The sequence below is a fragment of the Streptomyces sp. NPDC096012 genome (assembly GCF_040426375.1).
In the GTDB taxonomy this organism is placed as follows: Bacteria; Actinomycetota; Actinomycetes; order Streptomycetales; family Streptomycetaceae; genus Streptomyces.
Map to the genome: position 1 here is coordinate 63,750 of NZ_JBEOTD010000014.1, position 21,620 is coordinate 85,369.

Sequence of the window (21,620 nt, forward strand, 5' to 3'; positions counted from 1 at the left end):
GCGCGGCGTTTACGGCACGCGCGCGGTCCACTCCTCGGTGGCGAACTTCGTCCGCATCAGTTCCTCCGCGCGCGCCATCTCTTCCGCAGTGACTTCGCCAGTGGTCAGCCCGTAGCGGTCGCGGAAGGAGGCGACCATGTTCTCGATGACCTGCTCCCGCGCGAGGCCCGTCTGCCGGCGGAGCGGGTCGACCCGCTTCTTGGCGCTCCTGGTGCCCTTGTCGGACATCTTCTCCCTGCCGATGCGGAGCACGTCGAGCATCTTGGCGGCGTCGATGTCGTAGGACATCGTCACGTGATGGAGGACGGCTCCAGGACCGCCGTCAGGGCCCACCATGCGCTTCTGGGCCGCACCGGCGATCTTGCCGGCCTCGGTGGCGATGTCGTTCAGGGGCTGGTACCAGGCCCTGATGCCCATGTCGCCGAGTGCGCCCAGCACCCAGTCGTCGAGGTAGGCGTAGCTGTCCGCGAAGGAGAGGCCCGAGACCAGGGACTCCGGTACCGACAGGGAGTACGTGATCGTGCTCATGGGCTCTACGAACATGGCCCCACCACCGGAGATACGGCGAACCACGGTCATCCCGTGCTTCGCGGCCCCCTCGGGGTCCACCTCGTTCCGCAGGGACTGGAAGCTGCCGATCACCACGGAAGGGGACGCCCACTCCCATACCCGTAGGGTCGGGGCTCGCCGCCCGGCGGCCACCTCGGCGGTGACCACCTCGTCCAGCGCCATGTGCAGGGCCGGTGCCTGCGGCTCCATGTGCACCAGCTGCCAGTCGTAGTCGCTCCACTCGGTCGCGTGGGCCAGAGCGCGCCGGACGGCGACGCCGACGCCCTCCGCTGTCAGCCCGAGCATCACGGTCGACTCAGGCAGCGCCGCCGTGATCCGGGCGGCCAGCCCTGCGGCGTCCGTCGACGCGGGGGAACCCTCAAGGGCTGTGTTGATCGAGAAGATCGCTTCGTCCGGCTCCAGGAAGAAGTCCCCGGCGACTCGCACGTTGCGCAGGACACCGCCCTCGACATCCAGATCTACGACGACCAGCTTGCCGCCGGGCACCTTGTACTCGCCATGCACGGCTTCGTTTCCTTCCAGCGGGCTGTACGTGCTCTGAGCTCCTTGCTCTGACATTCGGGCAGATGCGTACATCTGATGTAGTAGACCTTAATACTCGCCTTTAATCGCACGAACAGGAGACTGGGCCCTCCCGGGGACCGGGTTCAAGGGAAACCCTGTCACAACCTCGTGAATACCGACTCTCACCATGTGGAATCACATCCAGGCATTCTTGACCGGCCGGAGTCCCTCCTGGTTCGATCGGTGGCATGAAGCGACAGGACCTCACGCGGCGACGCCACGTCGACCTGGTGCGTGTTTCCAGCGCCTTCTGTCGCTGTCGGGTCTGAGCGCACCCGAGGGAAACCCTCCCACCCTCTCGCCCGCTCCCTCTGTGACTTCTTCCGTGAATTCCGGCCCCGGATCATTTCCGTCGTGACGACGGCTTACCCGGAAACGCCGCTCCGGCGTGCCTGAATTCCGCGGAGCGCATTCGCCCTGCTCGCGCAGCATTCTCCTGCCAGGAGTTCCCATGCCCGCAGTGCACGGCTTCCGCGACGCCGTCCAGCAGGCCGGTCCGTCCACCGGCGACGGCAAGGGCATGTGGCAGGACTCCACGTTCGAGGACCTCGTGCAGTACAACGACGGCTTCCGCACGGGTCTGATCGGCACCCCTGAGCAGATCGCTGAGCGGATCGTCGCCTACAAGCGGCTCGGCGTCGACCTCCTCCTTCTCGGCTTCCTGCACTACCTGGAGGAGGTCGAGTACTTCGGCAAGCGGGTGCTGCCCCTGGTGCGCGAACTGGAGGCACGGGAAGCCGCGTCCGAGCCCGCCGCCGCCCACGCCTGACCGCGGCCCGCACCCGAAACGACGAACCGAAAGGTCCTCCCATGGCCACTGTCCTGTCCGTCTCCGGAAGCCCCTCCGCCACCTCCCGCACCGCTCGGCTGCTGCGCCACCTGGACGGACGGCTCGTCGCGCAGGGGCATGAGGTGATCGCGCTGGACGTTCGTACCCTGCCTGCCGAGGCACTGCTCGGGGCCGACTTCGCTCACCCGGCGATCGTCCGGGCCACCGCCCTGTTCGAGCAGGCGGACGGGGTGGTGATCGGTACCCCCGTCTACAAGGCCGCCTACTCCGGACTGCTGAAGTCCCTGCTCGACCTGCTCCCGCAGTACGCCCTGGCGGGCAAGACGGTCCTCCCGCTGGCCACCGGCGGCAGCACCGCCCACGTCCTGGCCATCGACTACGCCCTGCGCCCGGTGCTGGCCTCCATGGGCCCTGCGCACATCACGCCGGGCTGGTTCACGCTCGACAGGGACATCACGGTGGGCGAGGACGGCGCGCTGACCGTCGCGCCGGGATCGGCCGAGGCTCTGGCGCAGGTCACGGACCAGTTCTCGGCCGCGCTGGGCGGGCGGACGACGCTGCTGGCGGCCGCCGGATGAGCGTCGCGCACGTCATCGCGGACGACACCGAGGCCCTTGCCGTGGCCGCGGAGCTGGCCGGGGACTTCCGCAAAGGCGCCGCCGAGCGGGACGCGCGGCGCAGGCTCCCCCGCGCGGAACTGGAGCGGCTGTCCGCCTCCGGGCTGCTCGCCGTGACCGTACCCGCCCGGTCCGGTGGCGCGGACGTCCGTGCGGACACGCTCGCCGAGATCTTCCGACTGCTCGCCGCCGCCGACGCCAGCCTGGCCCTGATCCCGCAGAGCCACCGGCCGTTACGTGCTCAACGGCACCAAGCCGCCCCGGCACGGCCTCCTCTGACGGAGGCCGAACGACGCTGACGAACACCGATCGGAGCCCTCACGTGTCCCTCACCTTCCACTGGTTCCTGCCCACCAACGGCGACAGCCGCCACGTCGTCGGCGGCGGCCACGGCACCCCCGCCACGGAGTCCGGGCGCGACCGGCCGCCGACGGTCGCCTACCTGAGCCAGATCGCCCGCGCTGCCGAGGACCTCGGTTTCGTCGGCGCGCTCACGCCGACCGGCGCGTGGTGCGAGGACGCGTGGCTGACCACCGCCATGGTCAGCCAGAACACCGAGCGCCTGAAGTTCCTGGTCGCCTTCCGCCCCGGCTTCGTCTCGCCGACGCTCGCGGCGCAGATGGCCTCTGCGCAGCGTCCGCTTCGGCATTCGGCTGCACGTCATCACCCGCGACACCTCCGAGCAGGCCTGGGCCGAGGCGGAGCGGCTGCTGGCGGGCTTCGACACGGAGACCGTGCGGCAGGTTCAGGCCGGGCTTGCCCGCAGCGAGTCGGAGGGGCAGCGGCGGATGCTGGCCCTGCACGGGGGTGGGAACAGGGACGGGCTGGAGATCCATCCCAACGTGTGGGCGGGCATCGGACTGGTGCGGGGTGGCGCGGGGACCGCCCTGGTCGGCAGTCACACCGAGGTTGCCGAGCGGATCAAGGAGTACGCCGCCCTGGGGATCGAGGAGTTCATCTTCTCCGGGTATCCGCATCTGGAGGAGGCGTACTGGTTCGGCGAAGGCGTGCTGCCGAAGCTTCAGGCGCAGGGTCTGTGGCAGCACCCGTACGGGCAGCAGGTGGCCCCCGCCGCCCAGGTCCCCTTCGCCGATGCCGGGAGGGCGCGACGACCCAGGTGATGGCCGCCGCCGAGACGGGGGGCGAGCCCGCGCCGCCACCCAGGGCCGTCTAGCCGACGAGCTCGCTCACGAGTGCGGCGACTTGCTCCACTTCGATGAGGAAACCGTCGTGACCGTACGGGGATTCGACCACCCGGACGTGATCCGCTGTGGGGATCCCGGCCGCCAACTCCGCTTGCTGGGAGAGCGGATAGAGGCGATCCGAGTCGACGCCCGCGACGAGGGTCCTGGCCGTCACGCGGCTCAGGGCGGCGCGCGTACCACCTCGGCCGCGACCGATGTCGTGACGGTTCATGGCCTCTGCCAGTGTGACGTAGCTGCCCGCGTCGAAGCGGCGCACGAGCTTGGCGGCGTGGTGGTCGAGATAGGACTCGACCTGGTACCGGCCGCCGTTCCAGGGATCCTCCGTGCCCTGTGGCGTGCGGCCGAAACGGGCCTGAAGCTCCGGCTCGCTGCGGTAGGTGACGTGGGCGAGGCGACGGGCCAGGCCGAGTCCCGCGTGCGGGCCGGCTCCGGGGCCGGCGTCGAGGTAGTCGCCGCCGCGCCAGTGCGGGTCGCTGCGGATGGCGTGCAGCTGGATGTCGGCCCAGGCGATCTGCTCGGCGCTTGCCGCCGCCGTGGTGGCGATCAGGAGGAGTGCGTTCGCGCGCTCCGGATACGACACGGCCCACTCCACGGCACGCATTCCGCCCATCGAGCCGCCGATCACCAGGGCCCAGCGGTCGACGCCGAGTGCGTCGGCGAGGCCGACTTCCGCGGCGACCTGGTCGCGCTGTGTCAGGGCGGGGAAGGAACCACCCCAGTGTCGGCCGTCGGAACGCGTCGAGGCCGGTCCGGTCGTGCCCTGGCAGCCGCCCAGGACGTTGGGAGCGACGACGAACCAGCGGTCGGTGTCCAGCGCCCGACCGGTCCCGACGAGCCCGTCCCACCAGCCGGGGGTGGGGTGGCCGGGTTGGGCCGGGCCGGCGACGTGGCTGTCGCCGGTGAGCGCGTGGAGCACCAGGACGGCATTGGACCGGTCTGGTGCCAGTCGCCCCCAGGTTTCGAACGCGAGGCGCACACCGGGCAGTTCACCTCCGGCCTCCAGCGGTAGCGGTCTCTCCCGCACGTGCCATCGGCGGCGCCCCGGAGGGTCCCCCTCCCGCCAGGCCCCGGAGGCCGGCGGGAGGGGGGCCTCGGAAGTCGCCACTACGGTGTTCAGGACGCACCCTTCGCCGCGCGGAAGCCGGCCTCCAGGTCCGCCTTGAGGTCGGCGAGGTTCTCGATGCCGACCGACAGGCGGACCAGGCCGGGCGAGGTGCCGGTCGCCGCCAACTGCGCCTCGTCCAGCTGGCTGTGGGTGGTGGACGCCGGATGGATGATGAGGCTGCGTACGTCGCCGATGTTGGCGAGATGGCTGAACAGCTCGACGGCGTCGACGAACCGCTTGCCCGCCTCGACGCCGTCCCGCAGTTCGAAGGCCAGGACCGCGCCGGCGCCGCGTGGCAGGTAGCGCCGCCCTGCCTCGTACCACCGGTTGGACTCCAGGCCCGGGTAGTGCACGGCGGCGACCTCGTCGCGCTGTTCCAGCCATTCGGCCAGGGCCTGGGCGTTGGCGGAGTGCCGTTCCAGGCGCAGGCTGAGCGTCTCCACGCCTTGCAGCAGCAGGAAGGCCGAGTGCGGGGAGAGGGCGGGCCCGATGTCGCGGAGCAACTGGACGCGCAGTTTGACGGCGAAGGCACCCGGGCCCAGCGCGGGCCAGTACTGCAGGCCGTGGTAGCTGGGGTCCGGTTCGCTGAAGTCGGGGAAGCGGTCGGTGTGCGCGCCGAAGTCGAAGGTGCCGCCGTCGACGACGACACCGGCGATGGTGGTGCCGTGGCCGCCGAGGAACTTGGTCGCGGAGTGGACGACGATGTCGGCGCCGTGCTCGATGGGCCGCAGCAGGTACGGGGTGGGCACGGTGTTGTCCACGATCAGCGGGACTCCCGCCTCGTGCGCGACGTCGGCCACCGCCCGTACGTCGAGTACATTGCCGCGCGGATTGCCGAGTGTCTCGGCGAACAGGGCCTTCGTGTTCGGCCGGATCGCCGCTCGCCAGGCTTCCAGGTCGTCCGGGTCGTCGACGAAGGACACCTCGACGCCGAACTTGGGCAGGGTGTGGCGGAAGAGGTTGTAGGTGCCGCCGTACAGGGACGTGCTGGAGACGATGTGGTCGCCCGCGCTCGCCAGAGTCAGGATGGCGAGGGTCTCCGCGGCCTGCCCCGAGGCCAGGGCCACCGCGGCGACGCCGCCTTCGAGCGTGGCGATCCGCTGCTCGAAGACGTCCTGGGTGGGATTGTGGATACGGGTGTAGATGTTGCCGGGCTCGGCGAGCGAGAACAGGTCGGCGGCGTGCTGGGTGTCGCGGAAGACGAACGAGGTCGTCTGGTAGATCGGCACCGCCCGCGCCCCGGTCGTCGGATCCGGCGCCGCGCCGGCGTGGATCTGCCTGGTCTCGAACGACCAGGCCGAGGCGTCGGGACCGGCTGGTTCGTCCTCGGGGGTGTGGCCGGCGGTGACGGAGTCGATCGGCTGGCTCATGGTTCTCCCTTGTGCGGGGTGTGCGGGATGTGCGGGGTGTGCGAAGACCGCGCGGCTGCCGTCCGGGCCGGAAGAGGGCAGGCCGGAGGAGGGCGCGGCACGATGGGGCGGAGAGCGCGCGAGGTGAACAGGCGCGAGGTCAGGAGAGGGGGATCAGATGCCGGAGCGCGGCGTCAGCTCACGGCGGTACAACCCGTGGTGGTGACACGCACGTAGTCAACGTGGCGGCGGGTCACGAGCACGGTCATGGGTTCAGGTAACCACAGCTGGTGACGGCGCACCAGCACGACTCGGAAAGAGGGCGATGCCTCGGCCTTCCTCGCCCGCCGGCCGCCCTGGTGGCCGTCTCACCCGTCGGGACGGTCAGTGGAGGCCGGCTCGTTCGTGCGTCAGGCGCAGGTGTCGTGCCGGGTCACGGCCGGATGGGGGCCGGTGTCGACCAGGACCGCCGTGTCGCCGTCGGGCGCGGTGAACAGCAGACCGATCGGCTGTCCGCCGGTCACGGCATCGCGTTCCAGCTCGATCCGGGAGCGCCCGGCTCGTCTTGGGCGGAGTGCGGGCAGAGCTGGCTACGCACGGCGACGCCGGCGTCCCGGCGGACAGCACACCCGTCGATCACGCCGCACCCGCCGGCGCGAACGGCAGTCTGCGGGCGATCAGCAGGGCGACGTCGTCGTGGTCGTCCGGCTGCCGGAGGTCGTTCAGGAGCCGGTCGCAGGTCTCTTCCAGGGAGCGGTCGGGTGCGGCGAGGACACGCAGGAGCGTATCGAGGCGTTCATCGATGGGGTGGTGGCGGGTTTCGACCAGTCCGTCGGTGTAGAGGACCAGTTGGTCGCCCGGCTCGAGGCCGACGGTGGTGGTCTCGAAGGGGACGCCGCCGACGCCGAGCGGGGTGCCGGTGGGCAGGTCGAGGAGCTGGGGATGGTGCCCGCGGCGGACGAGGACGGGGGGCAGGTGGCCGGCGTTGGCGATCTGGCACTCCCCACTGTGGGGGTCGTAGGCGGCGTAGAGGCAGGTGGCGATGTACTGCTCCAGTCCGGAGGTGATCGTGTCGAGCTGTTCGAGGACTCGGGTGGGGTCGAGGTCCAGGCCGGCGAAGGCGGCGGTGGCCGTGCGCAGCCGGCCCATGGCCGCGGCGGCGTCGATGCCGCTGCCCATGACGTCGCCCACGACGAGGGCCGTCCGGTCGCCGCCCAGCGGGAGCACGTCGTACCAGTCGCCGCCGATCTCGTAGGCGGCCTGTGCGGGCTGGTAGCGGGAGGCGATCTGCAGGCCGGGCAGGTGGGGTGGATGGCGGGGGAGCAGACTGCGCTGGAGGGTCTCGGCGGCGTTGCGCACGCTCTGGTGGGTGCGGGCGTTGTCGATGCAGACGGCGGTGCGGGAGGCCAGCTCGGCGGCGATGGCGAGGTCGTCCTCGTCGAAGGGACGTGGATCGCGGGCGCGGCTCAGCCCCAGGAAGCCGAGGACGGTGGCGCGTGCGGTGAGGGGGACGGCCATGTAGGAGTGCACTCCGGCGCGGGCCAGCAGCGTGGCGGCGTGGTCGTCGCGGGCGATGCACGTCAGGTCGTCGTCGTCGGCGTGGGCGATCAGGATGGGCCGGCCGGTGCGCACGCACCGGGTGGCCACGCGGTCGTCGTCGTACGCGGCGATGTGGCCGGGCGGATCGGCGGCCTCGAGCGCCTCGGTGGGGTAGGCGGCCTTCAGCGCGAGGGCACGGAAGAACGCGGGACCGACCGTGCTGTGAGGCCGGTGCTCGTCGATGGCGGAGTCGAGCACGTCGACGGAGACCACGTCGGCCAGCTCGGGCACGGTGACGTCGGCCAGTTCCCGGGCGGTCTGTGCGACGTCCAGGGTGGTGCCGATACGGGCGGAGCCGTCGGCGAGCAGGGCCAGGCGCCGCCGCGTCGCGGTCGCCTCCTTGGCCGCCTGGTAACGCTCGGTGACGTCCGTGACCAGTTCGGCCACCCCGAGTACGCGGCCCCGGGTGTCCTCCAGCCGGTAGACCGAGATCGTCCAGGCGTGCAGGCGCGGCTGCGCGTCGGCCGGGCTGCGACCGACGATCGTCGACTGGTCGATCAGGGGCACCCCCGACTCGAGGACCTGCCGCATCGCGGCTTCGGGCATCTCGAACCTCGCGTCCTTCATGATCGCGCGGTAGTGGCGGCCGAGGTGGTCCTTCGCCGGGATGCCGTGCATCCGTTCCAGCGCGGGGTTGACGGACATGTACCGCAGGTCCGAGTCGAGGATCGCGATTCCGATGGGCGACTGGTGGATCAGCCGGGTGGACAGGGCGACGTCCCGCTCCAGTTCGCGCAGTGTGGGCGAGTCGGTACCGAGTCCGAGGGCGTAGAAGTCGCCGCGGTCGTCCAGCAGCCGCATGTTGCGCAGCTCCACCAGGCGTGTGCTGCCGTCCTTTCGCCGGACGGGAAACGTGCCGCCCCAGGTCTGGCCCGTCCCCATGACGTCGGCGAACTTCTTGGCCACCCAGTCCCAGTGCTCCTCGCTGACCAGGAGCCGCGCGGCGTACTGGCCGAGCGCCTCCTCGGCCGTGTAGCCGTACAGCTCCTCGGCATGCGGGCTCCACAGGACCACCCGTCCCTCGGCGTCCAGCAGCACCGCCGCGACCCCGAGGAGATCCATCAGCCCGCTCTGCCATGGTTCGCCGCTCGCTCGGCCGTCGAACACCTGGTCGATGTCCGCGGGAGGCCGTTCGGCTTCGCTCATCGCGGGCACCCTTTCCGCTCGCCGACGCCACATGAGCCACTGCGGCGCGGCCGGTCTGCGCCTGTCGGCGCCTCGACTTCCATGCTCACCCAGAGCACCGGAGAACACACCCCCTTCACCGGGCGCCGGCCCGCACCGCAGGGGCGCCCGGCGGACCCGCGAAGGTGCGGCGAGCCGATGGTTCCCCGAGGTCACGAGCGTCGGCGACACGGGGCGACCGGCAGCCTTCCGGGGAGCGGGAGAAGCAGACCCCCGGCGCCGACTCCCCGGATTCTCACCCCAGGGGCCGTCCCCGAGCACCTACCATCCAGGCCGATGTACGTCGACAGCGAGGTGAGGGGCCCTGTGTTCACGACCCGACCGACCCTCCAGGGGACCTTCGGCATGGTCTCCTCCACCCACTGGCTCGCCTCCCAGTCGGCGATGGCGGTCCTGGAGGACGGCGGCAACGCCTTCGACGCCGCGGTGGCCGGGGCGTTCGTGCTGCACGTGGTGGAGCCCCATCTGAACGGACCCGCCGGCGAGGTGCCCATCCTGCTCGCCCCGGCCGGCGGCGCGGTACGCGTGCTGTGCGGGCAGGGGGTGGCCCCGGCGGGCGCCACGACCGCGCACTACCGGGGACTCGGCCTCGACCTCGTCCCCGGCACCGGCCCGCTCGCGGCCGCCGTGCCCGGTGCCTTCGACGCCTGGCTGCTGCTCCTGCGCGACCACGGCACCAAGTCCCTCGACGAGGTCCTCGAATACGCCGTCGGCTACGCCGAGCACGGGCACCCGCCCGTGGAGAAGGTCGGCGCGACCGTGGAGACGGTACGGGAGCTGTTCGAGACGGAGTGGACGTCGTCGGCGGAGGTCTACCTGCCCGGTGGCAGGGCACCCCGGCCCGGCGAACTGCTGCGCAACCCCGCCCTGGCCGCCACCTGGAAGCGGCTGCTCGCCGAGACCGCCGGCGCCGGCGACCGGGAGGCCCGGATCGACGCCGCGCGCGAGGTGTGGCGCTCCGGCTTCATCGCCGAGGCCCTGGTACGGCAGTCCCGGCGGCCCACCCTGGACACCAGCGGTGAACGGCACACCGGCACCCTCACCGAGGCCGACCTGGCCGGCTGGACGGCGGCCTACGAGGCCCCGGTGACGTACGACTGGAACGGCTGGACCGTGTGCAAGGCCGGCCCCTGGAGCCAGGGCCCCGCTCTCCTGCAGCAGCTCGCCCTGCTCCCGCCCGAGCTGCCCGCCCACGGCTCCGCCGACTACGTCCACCTGCTGATCGAGGGCTGCAAGCTCGCCATGGCCGACCGCGAGGCCTGGTACGGCGACGCGGCCGACGTTCCGCTCGCCGCACTCCTCTCGGACGACTACAACGCCGCACGGCGGGCCCTCGTCGGCGAACGGGCCTCCCACGACCTGCGCCCCGGCAGCCCCGGCGGGCGCCCCCCGCGGCTGCCCGCGCAGGCCCACGCGCGCGTGGAGCCCACCGCCGGCTTCGACCCGATGGGCGCGGGGGAGCCGACCGTCGCCGAGTTCCCCGGCGAGCCGTACGTGGCGGTCGACGGCACGACCCGCGGCGACACCTGTCACCTCGACGTGGTCGACCGCTGGGGCAACATGATCGCGGCCACCCCGAGCGGCGGCTGGCTCCAGTCCAACCCGGTCGTACCCGAGCTGGGCTTCCCGCTCGGCACCCGACTGCAGATGACCTGGCTGGAGGACGGCCTGCCGAACACCCTCACCCCGGGCCGCCGCCCCCGCACCACTCTCACGCCGTCCCTGGCCCTGCGCGACGGCGTGCCGGTCCTGGCGTTCGGCACGCCCGGCGGCGACCAGCAGGACCAGTGGCAGCTGCACTTCTTCCTCGCCGCCGTCCTGCGTGCCCCCGTCCGCGGCGGTCTCGACCTGCAGGGCGCCATCGACGCCCCGAACTGGCACAACGACAGCTTCCCCAGCTCCTTCTACCCGCGCGGCCGCCGCCCCGGCAGCGTGACCGTGGAGGCCCGCGCGGACGCCGCCGTCATCGAGGAACTGCGGCGGCGCGGCCACGACGTCACCGTCGGTCCCGCCTGGTCCGAGGGCCGCCTGTGCGCGGTCGCGCGGGACCCGGAGACCGGCGTCCTGTCGGCGGCGGCGAACCCGCGCGGGATGCAGGGGTATGCGGTGGGCCGCTGAGGAAGGGGCTTCAGAGGAGGCCGTGGCCGGGCCCTCGACGGCGCCGGGCTCGCGAGGAGCCCGGGACGAACGAGGTCCGGCTCCCGACGGGCGGCGGCCGGCCCGCCGGTCCCGTGCGGCCCCGGTTGTTCATCCCGATTCCACCTGGTGTGCACCGGGCGGGCGGGTGTTGTCAGTGGCGCATGTTCTCATGGAGACATGATCGGAGACACGGAAACCATCGACGAGTTTCTCAACCGCTGCTCGCACGACGTGGAAGAAGCGGTCCGCAAGGCGGCCGCGGCCGAGATCCTGCCCCGCTTCCGCCGCCTGGCCGAGCACGAGGTGGACCAGAAGAGCGGACCGCACGACCTGGTGACGGACGCCGACCGCCTCGCGGAGCTGCGGCTCACCGAGGGCCTCGCCTCCCTGCTGCCCGGCTCCGTCGTGGTCGGCGAGGAGGCGGTGCACGCCGACCCCGCGAGCTACGACGCACTCCAGGGCGACGCCCCGGTGTGGATCGTGGACCCGGTCGACGGCACCCGCCAGTTCGTGCACGGCGACGACGGCTTCTGCACGCTGGTCGCCCTCGCCCACCGCGGCGTCGTCACCGCCTCCTGGACCTACGCCGCGGCACGCGACCAGTTCGCCACCGCCGTACGTGGCCGGGGCGCCTTCCTCGACGGCGAGCGGCTGTTCGCGGGGCCGCCCGCACCGGGCCGGGATCTGACCGTCGCCACCTCCCACCCCGACTACACGACCGACGAGCAGAAGCGCTCCCTGCGCGCCCTGTGGACCGACGGCATCGCACCCCGGCCCTGCGGATCCGCGGGCCTGGAGTACCTCGCCGTCGCCCGGGGCCAGTTGGACGCGGTGGCGTTCTCCTGGGAGGCCGCCTGGGACCACGCGGCCGGCCTGCTCCTGGTCGAGGAGGCCGGCGGCGCGCACAGCACGCTCAGCGGCGAGCCGTTCCGCGTGACCGGGGGCAACGCACTGCCGTTCACCGCCGCCCGCGACGCCGCCACCGCCCGCCGGCTGGCCGACCTGCTGCGCACGGCGGTCTGACGACCAAGGACGCGCGCCCCTGGGCGGTGACCGACTCGCCGGGCGGGCATTCCGCTTGGCGACCGGCCGGCCAGGGGGCCGACGGGATCACGCGGCCGCCGCACCGAGCCGCTGTCCTTCGCGGGCCACCCGGGCCGGGGTGTGGCAGTCCCGCGGCATATCCTGACCGGACTGGCCATCGGCTGACGAAGGGGTCCGAAGGTGCCGTCGATGCTCGATGCGGTCGTGGTGGGTGCGGGACCGAACGGACTGACCGCTGCGGTGGAGCTGGCCCGCCGCGGGTTCTCGGTCGCCCTCTTCGAGGCGAAGGCCACCGTGGGCGGCGGCGCCCGCACCGAGGAGCTGACCCTGCCCGGCTTCCGGCACGACCCGTGCTCGGCGGCCCACCCCCTCGGTATCAACTCGCCCGCCTTCCGCGCCCTGCCCCTGGAGCGCTACGGCCTCGAGTGGCTGCACGCCGAGCTGCCGATGGCGCACCCCTTCCTCGACGGCAGCGCGGCCGTCCTGTCCCGGTCGGTGGCCGAGACCGCGGCCTCCTTCGGACCGCGCGACGCGGGGGCGTACCGCAGACTCGTCGAGCCGTTCCTGCCCCACTGGGACACCCTGGTACGCGACTTCATGTCCCTGCCGCTGACGGCGCTCCCGCGCGACCCCGTCACCCTGGCCCGCTTCGGCCTGGCCGGGCTGCCCCCGTCCACCTGGCTGATGCGCCGTTTCAAGGACGACCGGGTCAAGACCCTGTTCGCGGGCCTGGTCGCCCATGTGATGGCCCCGCTCGGCGGCCTGGCCACCGGCGCCATCGGCCTGGTCTTCGCCCTGGCCGCCCACGCCCGCGGCTGGCCGGTGCCCCGCGGCGGCTCCCAGGCGATCTCCGACGCCCTCGCCGCCCACCTGAAGGACCTCGGCGGTGCCGTGCACACCGACTACGAGGTCAAGCGCCTGGACGACCTGCCGCCCGCGCGCGCCTACGTCTTCGACACCTCACCCACCGCGCTCGCCCGCATCGCCGGCCTCGGCGACCACTACGCGAACTACCGGTACGGCCCCAGCGTCTTCAAGATCGACTACGCGCTGGACGGCCCGGTGCCCTGGACGGCGCCCGAGGCCCGCGTCGCCGGAACCGTCCAGATCGGGGCGAGCAGCGCCGAGATCGGCACCGCCCTGCGCGCCGCCTCCCGCGAGGGCCGCGCCCCCGGCCGGCCCTTCATGATCACCGTGCAGCCCAGCGTCGTCGACCCGGGCCGGGCCCCCGCCGGCAAGCACGTCTTCTGGGCCTACGGACACGTCCCGAACGGCTGGTCCGGCGACCTCACCGACGCCATGGAACGCCAACTGGAGCGCTTCGCCCCCGGCTTCCGCGACCGCGTGCTCGCCCGTGCCGTCGCCGGCCCCGCCGAGATGGCCGCCCGCAACGCCAACTACGTCGGCGGCGACATCGCCTGCGGCGCGGCCTCCGGGCTCCAGCTCCTGCTGCGCCCCAAACCGTCCCTCTTCCCGTACCACACCCCCCACCCCGCGGTGTTCATCTGCTCCTCGGCCACCCCGCCCGGACCGGGTGTGCACGGCATGTCGGGGCACAACGCGGCCAAGGCCGTCTGGCGGAGGCTGAGGCAGACATGACCGTCACCATCACGCTCGTGCGGGGCGACATCACCCGGCAGCACGCCGACGCGATCGTCAACGCCGCCAACTCCTCCCTCCTCGGCGGCGGGGGAGTGGACGGCGCGATCCACCGCCGGGGCGGCCCCGCCATCCTGGAGGAGTGCCGCAAGCTGCGCGCCTCCCGGTACGGCGGGGGACTGCCCACCGGGCAGGCGGTCGCCACCACGGCGGGCGAACTGGACGCCGGCTGGGTGATCCACACGGTGGGCCCGGTCTGGTCCGCCACCGAGGACCGCTCCGACCTGCTCGCCGCCTGCTACCGGGAGTCCCTCCGGGTGGCCGACGAACTCGGCGCCCGCACGGTCGCGTTCCCGGCCGTCTCCACCGGCGTGTACCGGTGGCCCATGGACGACGCGGCGCGCATCGCGGTGGCAACGGTCCGGAACACGCCGACCGCCGTCGAGGAGGCCCGCTTCGTCCTCTTCGACGAGCGGGCGTACGACGCGTTCGCCCGGCAGACCGGCTGACGGGCCCGCCGTACGGCGCCCCGACCGCGTGCCGCCCACGGGGAAGGCTCCAGACCCTCGGAAGGACCGGTGCGTGTCCCCTGGGCCGCGTTGCGGTCGGACGGGTGTGCGGTCGGACTGGTGCGGGTCCCCTGGGGGTCGGTGTGCGGTCGGAGCGGTGCGGGTCCCCTGGGCCGGGTTGCGGTCGGACTGGTGTGCGGTCGGACTGGTGCGGGCCCCCTGGGGGTCGGTGTGCGGTCGGAGCGGTGCGCGTCCCCTGGACCGGGGTGCGGTCGGACCGGTGCGGGCCCCTGGACCGGGGTGCTGTCGGACCCGTGCGCGCCCCCTGGGCCGGGGCGGCAGCCGACCACGTGGCATCATCGGCCGGGGTCAGGACCACCGCCGCACGCGCACCACCGCCGCACGAGGAGCACGATGAACCCCGCTCTCACCGCCCCGCCCGACGGGGACGCCCCCGGACGGAACGGAGCGGAGAGCCCGCAGCAGGCCGCCGCCCCCGCACCCGCCTCCTCCCCCTCCGCGGCCTCCGTCTCCGTCTCCGCCTCCGCCGTTCCGCCTGTGTCCCCCGCCCCGGCCCCCTGCTCTCTGCCCGCGGCTTCCGGATCCGTCTCCGCCGCTCCGCCCGCGTCCCCTGCCCAGGCCACCTGCTCCCGGCCTGCGGCTTCCGGATCCGTCTCCTGCTCTCCGCCCGCAGCCTCCGTCTCCGCCTCCGCTTCGCCGCCTGCGTCCCGCGCTCCGATCTCCTCCCCTCCGTCCGCGGCCTCCCTATGCGCCTCCTCCTCGCCCTCCGCCACCCCGCGGTCCGCCGGAGTCTCCCTGCTGGACGACTTCTCCCTGGAGATGACCGGCAAGGACGTGACCCGGCTGGAGGAGGCTCGGGACGGCATCCCCGCCGGTACCCGGATCAACATCACCTTCCTCGCCGGTGAGGACCTCTCCACGCGGCTGGAAGCGGCGCGCGCGGTCAAACGGCTCGGCTTCGTCCCCGTACCGCACATCTCCGCGCGGCGGCTGCCCCACCGCTCCGCCCTGGAGGACTTCCTGTCCGGGCTGGCGGCGGACGGCACGAGCGAGAACGTCTTCGTGGTCGGCGGCGACCCCGCCCGCCCCGAGGGCCCGTACGAGGACGCCCTCGCCCTGCTGCGCACCGGACTCCTGCGGCACCACGGCGTGCGTCACATCGGTATCAGCGGCTACCCGGAGGGCCACCCGGCGATATCCACGCCCGCCCTGTGGTCGGCGCTCACCGACAAGGCGGCGGCCATCGGCGCCGAGCGGTTCGGCGGTGACGTCATCACCCAGTTCGGTTTCGACGTCGAGCCGGTCCTCACCTGGCTGGAGGCCGTCCGTGCCCGGGGTGTGCACCTGCCGGTACGCATCGGGGTCCCCGGCCCGGCGGGGGTACGCCGGCTGCTCGGCTACGCCACCCGGTTCGGCGTCGCCACCAGCGCCTCCGTCGCCCGGAAGTACGGCTTCTCGCTGACCAACCTGATGGGGACGACCGGTCCGGACCGCTTCCTGCACGCACTGGCGGACCGGTACGACCCCGCGCGGCACGGCCGGGTGAAGGTGCACTTCTACACGTTCGGCGGACTGCGGACCACCGCCGAGTGGGTCGCCCGGTTCCGGCGGGCGAGCCTCTCCTAGCAGCCCGGGCCGGGCGCCGTCGGACCTGGTCACGTCCACGTACGTGTCGGATTTCCGCCAGCGGCAGGGGCGTGCGCCGCACGATGCTGGACGTATGCAGACAGGGATGCACCTCGACCGGGAGCACTGCGTACACGCCGTGCGGTCCAAGGACGCGCGGTTCGACGGATGGTTCTTCACGGCCGTCCTGACCACGCGGATCTACTGCCGGCCCAGCTGCCCGGTGGTCCCGCCGAAGGCCGAGAACATGACCTTCTACCCGAGCGCGGCCGCCTGCCAGCAGGCCGGCTTCCGGGCCTGCAAGCGCTGCCGTCCCGACACCAGCCCCGGCTCCCCGGAGTGGAACCAGCGCGCCGACCTGGTCGCCCGGGCCATGCGGCTCATCGCCGACGGCGTCGTGGACCGCGAGGGCGTGCCCGGCCTCGCGGGGCGCCTCGGCTACAGCGCCCGGCAGGTGGAGCGGCAACTGCTCGCCGAACTGGGCGCGGGACCACTCGCGCTGGCCCGCGCCCAGCGCGCCCAGACCGCACGGCTGCTCATCGAGACCACGCCGCTGCCGATGGCGGACATCGCCTTCGCGGCCGGCTTCTCCTCGATCCGCGCCTTCAACGACACCGTCCGCGAGGTCTTCGCCCTGTCCCCGAGCCGGCTGCGTGACCGGGTCCCCGGCAACCGCGCGGCGAGCACCCCGGGCACCCTCTCGCTGCGCCTACCGTTCCGCGCCCCACTCAACCCCGGCAACCTCTTCGGCCACCTCGCCGCCACGGCCGTACCCGGCGTCGAGGAGTGGCGCGACGGCGCGTACCGGCGCACGCTCCGGCTGCCCTACGGGCACGGCATCGTCGCCCTGACCCCGCGCCCCGAGCACATCGCCTGCCGGCTCGCCCTGAGCGACCTGCGCGATCTGACGGTGGCGATCAGCCGCTGCCGCCGCATGCTGGACCTGGACGCCGACCCGGTCGCCGTCGACGGCCGGCTGCGCACCGATCCGCTGCTGGCACCCCTGGTCGACCGGGCCCCGGGCCGCCGGGTGCCGCGCACGGTCGACGAGGCGGAGTTCGCCGTCCGGGCCGTCCTCGGACAACAGGTGTCCACGGCCGCCGCCCGCACCCACGCGGCCCGCCTGGTCACCGCGCACGGCAAGCCGCTCGACGACCCCGAGGGCGGCCTCACCCATCTCTTCCCGGCGCCCGAGGCACTGGCCGCCGTGGACCCCGAGACCCTGGCCATGCCCCGCACCCGGCGCACCACCCTGACCACCCTCGTGCGGCAACTCGCCGACGGCACCCTGCACCTGGGCGTCGAATCGGACTGGGCCGAGACCCGCGCGCGGCTGCTCGCCCTGCCGGGCTTCGGGCCCTGGACCGTCGACGTCATCGCCATGCGTGCCCTCGGCGATCCCGACGCCTTCCTCCCCACCGACCTCGGCATCCGCCGGGCCGCGGGAGAACTCGGCCTGCCGTCCACACCGGCCGCGCTCACCGCGCGCGCCGAGGCCTGGCGCCCGTGGCGGGCGTACGCGGTCCAGTACCTGTGGGCGACCGACGCCCACCCCATCAACTTCCTTCCGGTATGAGCCCATTGAACGCCGCACAGGCCCGCACCGGTCGGCAGCACAGGCCCGCACCGGTCGGCGGCGCAGGCCCGCACCGGTTGGGCAGCGCAAGCCCGCACCGGTCTGGCAGCGCAAGCCCGCACCGGTCGGCCGCACAAGCCCGCACCGGTCTGGCAGCACAGGCCCGCACCGGTCGTACGGACCCGCTCGGGCCCGCACAACGCGTCCCACTCCTATGACTCGTACAAGAAGGGTCGGCAGTGAACAGTCACACCGTCATCGACAGCCCGTACGGCCCGCTCACCCTCGTCGCCGATGCCGACGGCGCACTGTGCGGCCTGTACATGGTCGGCCAGCGGCACCGTCCGCCCGAGGAGAGCTTCGGCCCGCGCACGAGCGGCCTGCGCTGCTTCGCCCGGGCGGAGGAGCAGTTGTCCGCGTACTTCGCGGGTGAGCTGACCGAGTTCAGCCTCCAACCGGCCCTGCACGGAACCCCGTTCCAGCGCAGGGTGTGGGAACTGCTCACCCGCATCCCGTTCGGTGAGACCCTCACCTACGGCGAACTCGCCGACGCCCTCGGCAATCCCAAGGCCTCCCGAGCGGTCGGGCTGGCCAACGGCCGCAACCCGGTCGGCATCGTCGTCCCCTGCCACCGGGTGATCGGCGCCAACGGCAGCCTGACGGGATACGGCGGCGGCCTGGACCGCAAGCGCCGGCTGCTGGACTTCGAGCGCGGCACGGCTGCCCTTTTCCCGGGCATGTCCGGAGCCGTGGTCGGTGCGGTCCGTTCCGGGCCCGCGGGCCACGCCGAGCCTGAAGTGGCCGACCGCCCCGCCTGACCCGCGCCCGACCGTCGCGGGCCGGCTCAGGACTCCTGGTCGCTCAGACCGGTGAGAATCCGGGGCAGGGCGGTGCCGATGGGTTCGCGGACCACCTCGTCGGCGCGTTCGTCGTACGGTGTCGGTTCGGCGTTGACGATGACGAGCCGGGCGCCGTTGTCGGCGGCGACGCCTGCGAGGCCGGCGGCGGGCTGAACCTGGAGGCTGGTGCCGACGGCGATGAAGACGGTGCAGGCCTTGGCGATGCCGAGCGCCTCGCCGAGGACCACCGGGTCCAGCTGCTGGCCGAACATCACGGTGGCCGACTTCAGGATCCCGCCGCACTCCAGGCAGGGCGGGTCCTCTTCCCCGGCCTCGACGCGGGTCAGCGCGTCCTCCATCGACCCCCGGGCGTGGCACTTGGTGCACACGACGCTGCGCGCGGTGCCGTGCAGTTCGAGCACCTTGCGGGCGGGCATACCGGCAAGCTGGTGCAGTCCGTCCACGTTCTGAGTGATCACCCGCACCGGGACGCCGGACTTTTCGAGCTCGGCGACGGCCAGGTGTGCGGCGTTGGGCTCGGCCCTCAGCGTCCGGTTCCCGCGTCGCATTCGCCAGGACCTGCGTCGGATCTCGGGGTCGCTCATGTAGTAGTCGTACGTCACGAGCTTCTCGGCTTCGGGATCCTTCCGCCACAGCCCGTTCGGACCGCGATAATCGGGAATCCCGGAATCGGTGGAGACGCCTGCACCACTGAGAATGGCGACGAGTGGCCTGTTCATGGGCCGAGAGTAGGACGGCCGCCCGCTCGCGGCGAACGGATATCGCCGCGCCCCACGGTTCAGGTGTCCTCCCTCTTCCACCCGAGCGAACACTGCCGCCGGCAGTGCCGTGCGCGCTGACGAAGGACCGGGCTCTCCGCGTCGGCCCGGCCCGTCATCGACCAGGTGAAGGACCACCAAGGGGACGGTAGCCGGGCCGATACGGCTGTCGGCTGTCTCGTTCCCCATCTGCGGTCCATGCGCGCCGAAAATCAGTGGCTACCCGCACGGACCGCCCCGAGGCTGTACGCCAGGGAACAACCGCGACGTGAGATCCGCGCGACCTATAGAGCATCCACGATCACCGTTTATCAGGCGTACTCGCCGGAGCTTGGCCTGACCGCCGTCCGCGAGGGAAGGTTTCCCGCTGCGTGGAAGCGGGACCGGATGACGTGAGTCACCAAGCCGCGTTCATGGCCTTTTCCCTCTGTCGGAAGTGGCTGGCCCCTGCAAGGGAAAAGTTTCCCCGCTGATCCAGTGCTCGAGGCAGGATGCGCAGAGGACCCGGCTCGACGCTGGGTCCTCTGCGGCTCTGTGGGTCAGTCGGTGTCGTCGCCGCACTCCGGCTCGGCGAGGCTGTCCTGCCGCGGCGCTCGAGTCGGCAGGGACGGCTGGGTGCCGTCCCTGCCGACCGGCTTGAAGTAGTGGTCCAGCGCCCAGGCGGCCACGCGGGTGCCGGCCCGGCAGCCGACTACGTCCGCCGTGCGGGAGTGCACGCCGCCCCACACACGCGCGTCGACGACGTCCCGGTCGAGGTCGTCGGCGGACCCGTAAAACCGCGTGGTGCCGGTGACTTCGGAGGGGACGTAGAGGTCGATGTGCGAGGTGCGGAGGACGCCGGTCAGGGCGCGTGTCACGGCGGCGGCGACGGTTGTATGGCCGGCGATGTAGTCCGGGTGTGGTGGGGTGAGGAGCAGCGGCTCCCAGGCCGGGTCCGCCGTCGTCGCGGGGTTGCCGTCGGTGTCGGCGAGGCGGATGGCGGTGATCGGCCGCCAGGTGCCGTAGTGGAGCTTGGCGTCCCATGCAGTGACGACGGCGTCGGTTGCCGATGCGTTCACCGCGGCGAACAGCCGGGCCGTCTCGGCGATGCCGAGCCGGTGCCGGGCGGCGTGGTCCCGTACGGCGATCTGGATCTGTTCGACCAGGTTGCCGCTGAAGAAGAGGGCGGTCTCGGTCTGCTGCGAGCTCCTGCCCGAGCCGGTCTTCACGCCCATGGTCTTCAGCTCCTGGACATCCTCGGCGTAAGCGGCCGAGGAGAGGGCGGGTGGTCCGCCGGGCCGGAACTGCTGCGGGGAGGTGAGCAGGAGGGGGCGGAGCCTGGCGAGCCAGGTGTCGATGAAGGGCTGGAACGCGGGCGGGGTGGGCCGCCAGACCCCCGGTGCCGGGGCAGCGGTGAACGGAACGTCGGCGAACCTTCCGTCCCCTTCGCGGAGTTCGATGATGCGGGCGGCGGCGCGCTTTCCGTAGTCCACGCCCTGGTCTCTGGTATGACCGGCCGGAAGAGCGGCGAGCGAGTCCGCGTAGGCGGTGTCGAGCCGCTCCTTGAAGGCGGGGAAGTAGGTGAGCAGCATGTCGTGGGCCGCGGTGGCGGCGGCCGCCGCGGAGGATGCCTTGGCCGGACCGCGCTCGTGCCATTTGTACAGGGCGTAGCCGCCTTCGATCCCCACCACGGCGTTGTACACGGCGACGGAGACGAATCCCTCCCAGATCGCTGCCTGACCGGAGGGGCGTGGGCCGAGGCCGGTCTTGATCGTGTCGGTGGCGATGGCGTTCCACTCGCGGACCACGGCTGCCGGGTCCGCCGCGGTCCGGGTGTGCGCGTCGGGGGGACTTGTCGCGGCGGTGAGCGTCACGAGGGCGATCCCCGCGACGGCACAGATGAATCCCCGGGCACGTGAACGCGGAGGAGCGGGAAGAGGGGGCTCTTGGTACACAGCGTGCTCCCTAGAGTTGAGTGCCCAAGGCATAGCAACGGCCTACTGGGTGAGCAAGACAACTCGCCGCGAATCGGGCAGGTTCAAGGCGCCCTCGAATGCCTCACCGCCCGCTGTGCGGAGATCACCGCCTGACAGCCCCTGCGGTTCGTGTCCGACGACGGCCAACACCCGATCGCAGCCTTCGACCGTATCCGCACCGCCCTGCGCATCCTCACCCCGGACACCGCGTCAGCCCCCAAGCCGACCGGTCCGACTCCCTAGCCACTCGAACCGAAACGTCGCTGGTGGAGGCGACGTGGCTGCTGCCGCCGAAAGACTCTCGGTGCAAAAGGGCTGTCAACGCGACTTGACGTGGGTCATCAAGCCGCGCTCATAGCCTCTTTCCGGGGCCGAAGAGCGACGCTGAACCAGCAGACAAACGCCCAGTTACAGAGTGCTGGCTCAGCGCGGTCCACCGGCCCTCGGTGGGGGTCATGCGTAGGACGACGCGCGGGAGGCCGTGCGGGACGGCGTGTACGTCGACCGCTGTCACGCCGCCGGACTGCGAGCCGGAGCTTTCCGCGTACC

At 72.4% G+C, this 21,620-nt stretch carries 14 protein-coding genes and 5 pseudogenes; 13 read left to right on the top strand and 6 right to left on the bottom strand.

What is annotated here, in order from left to right; genetic code table 11:
* Positions 1 to 9 precede the first annotated feature (9 nt).
* Positions 10 to 1,074 (bottom strand): lipoate-protein ligase LplAB, encoded by a 1,065-nt coding sequence (gene lplAB / locus ABVB68_RS16375; protein ID WP_353601755.1) that lies wholly within the window; start codon positions 1,072 to 1,074, stop codon positions 10 to 12.
* A gap of 248 nt (positions 1,075 to 1,322) precedes the next feature.
* Here lplAB and ABVB68_RS16380 point away from each other — a divergent pair, with 248 nt between their 5' ends.
* From ABVB68_RS16380 to ABVB68_RS16400, 5 genes and pseudogenes are all read left to right on the top strand, one after another.
* Entirely contained in the window at positions 1,323 to 1,403 is an 81-nt protein-coding gene (locus ABVB68_RS16380; protein ID WP_353601838.1) for a putative leader peptide, read from the top strand.
* 188 nt (positions 1,404 to 1,591) lie between these two features.
* Positions 1,592 to 1,903 (top strand): annotated as a pseudogene (locus tag ABVB68_RS16385) (dimethylsulfone monooxygenase SfnG); the annotation flags it as partial.
* Positions 1,904 to 1,944: 41 nt separating this feature from the next.
* Positions 1,945 to 2,502 (top strand): NADPH-dependent FMN reductase, encoded by a 558-nt coding sequence (gene ssuE / locus ABVB68_RS16390; RefSeq protein ID WP_353601756.1) that lies wholly within the window; start codon positions 1,945 to 1,947, stop codon positions 2,500 to 2,502.
* Positions 2,499 to 2,768: pseudogene (locus ABVB68_RS16395) on the top strand (acyl-CoA dehydrogenase family protein); the annotation flags it as partial. The gene ssuE and the pseudogene ABVB68_RS16395, both read left to right, overlap by 4 nt.
* Positions 2,769 to 2,863: 95 nt before the next feature.
* Positions 2,864 to 3,662: pseudogene (locus ABVB68_RS16400) on the top strand (LLM class flavin-dependent oxidoreductase).
* A gap of 49 nt (positions 3,663 to 3,711) precedes the next feature.
* On the opposite strand, the gene metX reads toward ABVB68_RS16400, so the two are convergent.
* The 3 genes from metX to ABVB68_RS16415 form a co-directional block, all read right to left on the bottom strand.
* Positions 3,712 to 4,851, bottom strand: coding sequence for a homoserine O-acetyltransferase MetX (gene metX, locus ABVB68_RS16405; RefSeq protein WP_503006138.1), 1,140 nt, complete (start codon positions 4,849 to 4,851; stop codon positions 3,712 to 3,714).
* An 8-nt stretch (positions 4,852 to 4,859) separates the two neighbouring features.
* Entirely contained in the window at positions 4,860 to 6,221 is a 1,362-nt protein-coding gene (locus tag ABVB68_RS16410) for a bifunctional o-acetylhomoserine/o-acetylserine sulfhydrylase (RefSeq protein ID WP_353601757.1), read from the bottom strand.
* A gap of 615 nt (positions 6,222 to 6,836) precedes the next feature.
* A complete protein-coding gene (locus tag ABVB68_RS16415; RefSeq protein ID WP_503006139.1) occupies positions 6,837 to 8,945 on the bottom strand; it encodes a SpoIIE family protein phosphatase in 2,109 nt (702 codons plus the stop codon).
* 345 nt (positions 8,946 to 9,290) lie between these two features.
* On the opposite strand from ABVB68_RS16415, the gene ABVB68_RS16420 reads away from it, so the two are divergent.
* The 7 genes and pseudogenes from ABVB68_RS16420 to ABVB68_RS16450 form a co-directional block, all read left to right on the top strand.
* Positions 9,291 to 11,102, top strand: a complete 1,812-nt coding sequence (locus ABVB68_RS16420; RefSeq protein ID WP_353601758.1) for a gamma-glutamyltransferase family protein — start codon at positions 9,291 to 9,293, stop codon at positions 11,100 to 11,102.
* Positions 11,103 to 11,300: 198 nt separating this feature from the next.
* Positions 11,301 to 12,146: an inositol monophosphatase family protein gene (locus ABVB68_RS16425; protein WP_353601759.1), complete on the top strand. Its 846-nt coding sequence runs from the start codon at positions 11,301 to 11,303 to the stop codon at positions 12,144 to 12,146.
* Between the two features lie 210 nt (positions 12,147 to 12,356).
* Positions 12,357 to 13,766: a phytoene desaturase family protein gene (locus ABVB68_RS16430; protein WP_353601760.1), complete on the top strand. Its 1,410-nt coding sequence runs from the start codon at positions 12,357 to 12,359 to the stop codon at positions 13,764 to 13,766.
* Complete coding sequence (locus tag ABVB68_RS16435; RefSeq protein ID WP_353601761.1) at positions 13,763 to 14,275, top strand: O-acetyl-ADP-ribose deacetylase; 513 nt, start codon at positions 13,763 to 13,765, stop codon at positions 14,273 to 14,275. The genes ABVB68_RS16430 and ABVB68_RS16435 overlap by 4 nt, the downstream gene beginning before the upstream one ends.
* Before the next feature lie 840 nt (positions 14,276 to 15,115).
* Positions 15,116 to 15,922 carry a methylenetetrahydrofolate reductase gene (locus ABVB68_RS16440; protein WP_353601762.1) on the top strand — a complete coding sequence of 269 codons (807 nt, stop codon included), beginning with the start codon at positions 15,116 to 15,118 and terminating at the stop codon, positions 15,920 to 15,922.
* Positions 15,923 to 16,016: 94 nt separating this feature from the next.
* Positions 16,017 to 17,498, top strand: coding sequence for an AlkA N-terminal domain-containing protein (locus tag ABVB68_RS16445; RefSeq protein WP_353601763.1), 1,482 nt, complete (start codon positions 16,017 to 16,019; stop codon positions 17,496 to 17,498).
* Positions 17,499 to 17,737: 239 nt separating this feature from the next.
* Positions 17,738 to 18,229, top strand: a pseudogene (locus ABVB68_RS16450) (methylated-DNA--[protein]-cysteine S-methyltransferase); the annotation flags it as partial.
* 113 nt (positions 18,230 to 18,342) lie between these two features.
* On the opposite strand, the gene ABVB68_RS16455 reads toward ABVB68_RS16450, so the two are convergent.
* On the bottom strand, positions 18,343 to 19,077 hold the full coding sequence (locus tag ABVB68_RS16455; RefSeq protein WP_353601764.1) for an SIR2 family NAD-dependent protein deacylase: 735 nt from the start codon (positions 19,075 to 19,077) through the stop codon (positions 18,343 to 18,345).
* A gap of 237 nt (positions 19,078 to 19,314) precedes the next feature.
* Between ABVB68_RS16455 and ABVB68_RS16460 the strand changes: the two are divergent.
* Positions 19,315 to 19,509: pseudogene (locus ABVB68_RS16460) on the top strand (DUF4291 family protein); the annotation flags it as partial.
* Positions 19,510 to 19,655: 146 nt separating this feature from the next.
* Here ABVB68_RS16460 and ABVB68_RS16465 read toward each other — a convergent pair.
* Positions 19,656 to 20,969 (bottom strand): vanadium-dependent haloperoxidase, encoded by a 1,314-nt coding sequence (locus tag ABVB68_RS16465; RefSeq protein ID WP_353601765.1) that lies wholly within the window; start codon positions 20,967 to 20,969, stop codon positions 19,656 to 19,658.
* Between the last annotated feature and the right edge of the window lie 651 nt (positions 20,970 to 21,620).

What these genes read in the sequence shown, in the direction of transcription:
- ABVB68_RS16435 (WP_353601761.1), top strand. Translation starts at nt 13,763, where the DNA reads ATGACCGTCACCATCACGCTCGTGCGGGGCGACATCACCCGGCAGCAC.
- ssuE (WP_353601756.1), top strand. Translation starts at nt 1,945, where the DNA reads ATGGCCACTGTCCTGTCCGTCTCCGGAAGCCCCTCCGCCACCTCCCGC.
- ABVB68_RS16415 (WP_503006139.1), bottom strand. Translation starts at nt 8,945, where the DNA reads ATGAGCGAAGCCGAACGGCCTCCCGCGGACATCGACCAGGTGTTCGAC.
- ABVB68_RS16445 (WP_353601763.1), top strand. Translation starts at nt 16,017, where the DNA reads ATGCAGACAGGGATGCACCTCGACCGGGAGCACTGCGTACACGCCGTG.
- ABVB68_RS16380 (WP_353601838.1), top strand. Translation starts at nt 1,323, where the DNA reads ATGAAGCGACAGGACCTCACGCGGCGACGCCACGTCGACCTGGTGCGT.
- ABVB68_RS16430 (WP_353601760.1), top strand. Translation starts at nt 12,357, where the DNA reads ATGCTCGATGCGGTCGTGGTGGGTGCGGGACCGAACGGACTGACCGCT.
- ABVB68_RS16440 (WP_353601762.1), top strand. Translation starts at nt 15,116, where the DNA reads ATGACCGGCAAGGACGTGACCCGGCTGGAGGAGGCTCGGGACGGCATC.
- ABVB68_RS16455 (WP_353601764.1), bottom strand. Translation starts at nt 19,077, where the DNA reads ATGAACAGGCCACTCGTCGCCATTCTCAGTGGTGCAGGCGTCTCCACC.
- ABVB68_RS16425 (WP_353601759.1), top strand. Translation starts at nt 11,301, where the DNA reads ATGATCGGAGACACGGAAACCATCGACGAGTTTCTCAACCGCTGCTCG.
- ABVB68_RS16410 (WP_353601757.1), bottom strand. Translation starts at nt 6,221, where the DNA reads ATGAGCCAGCCGATCGACTCCGTCACCGCCGGCCACACCCCCGAGGAC.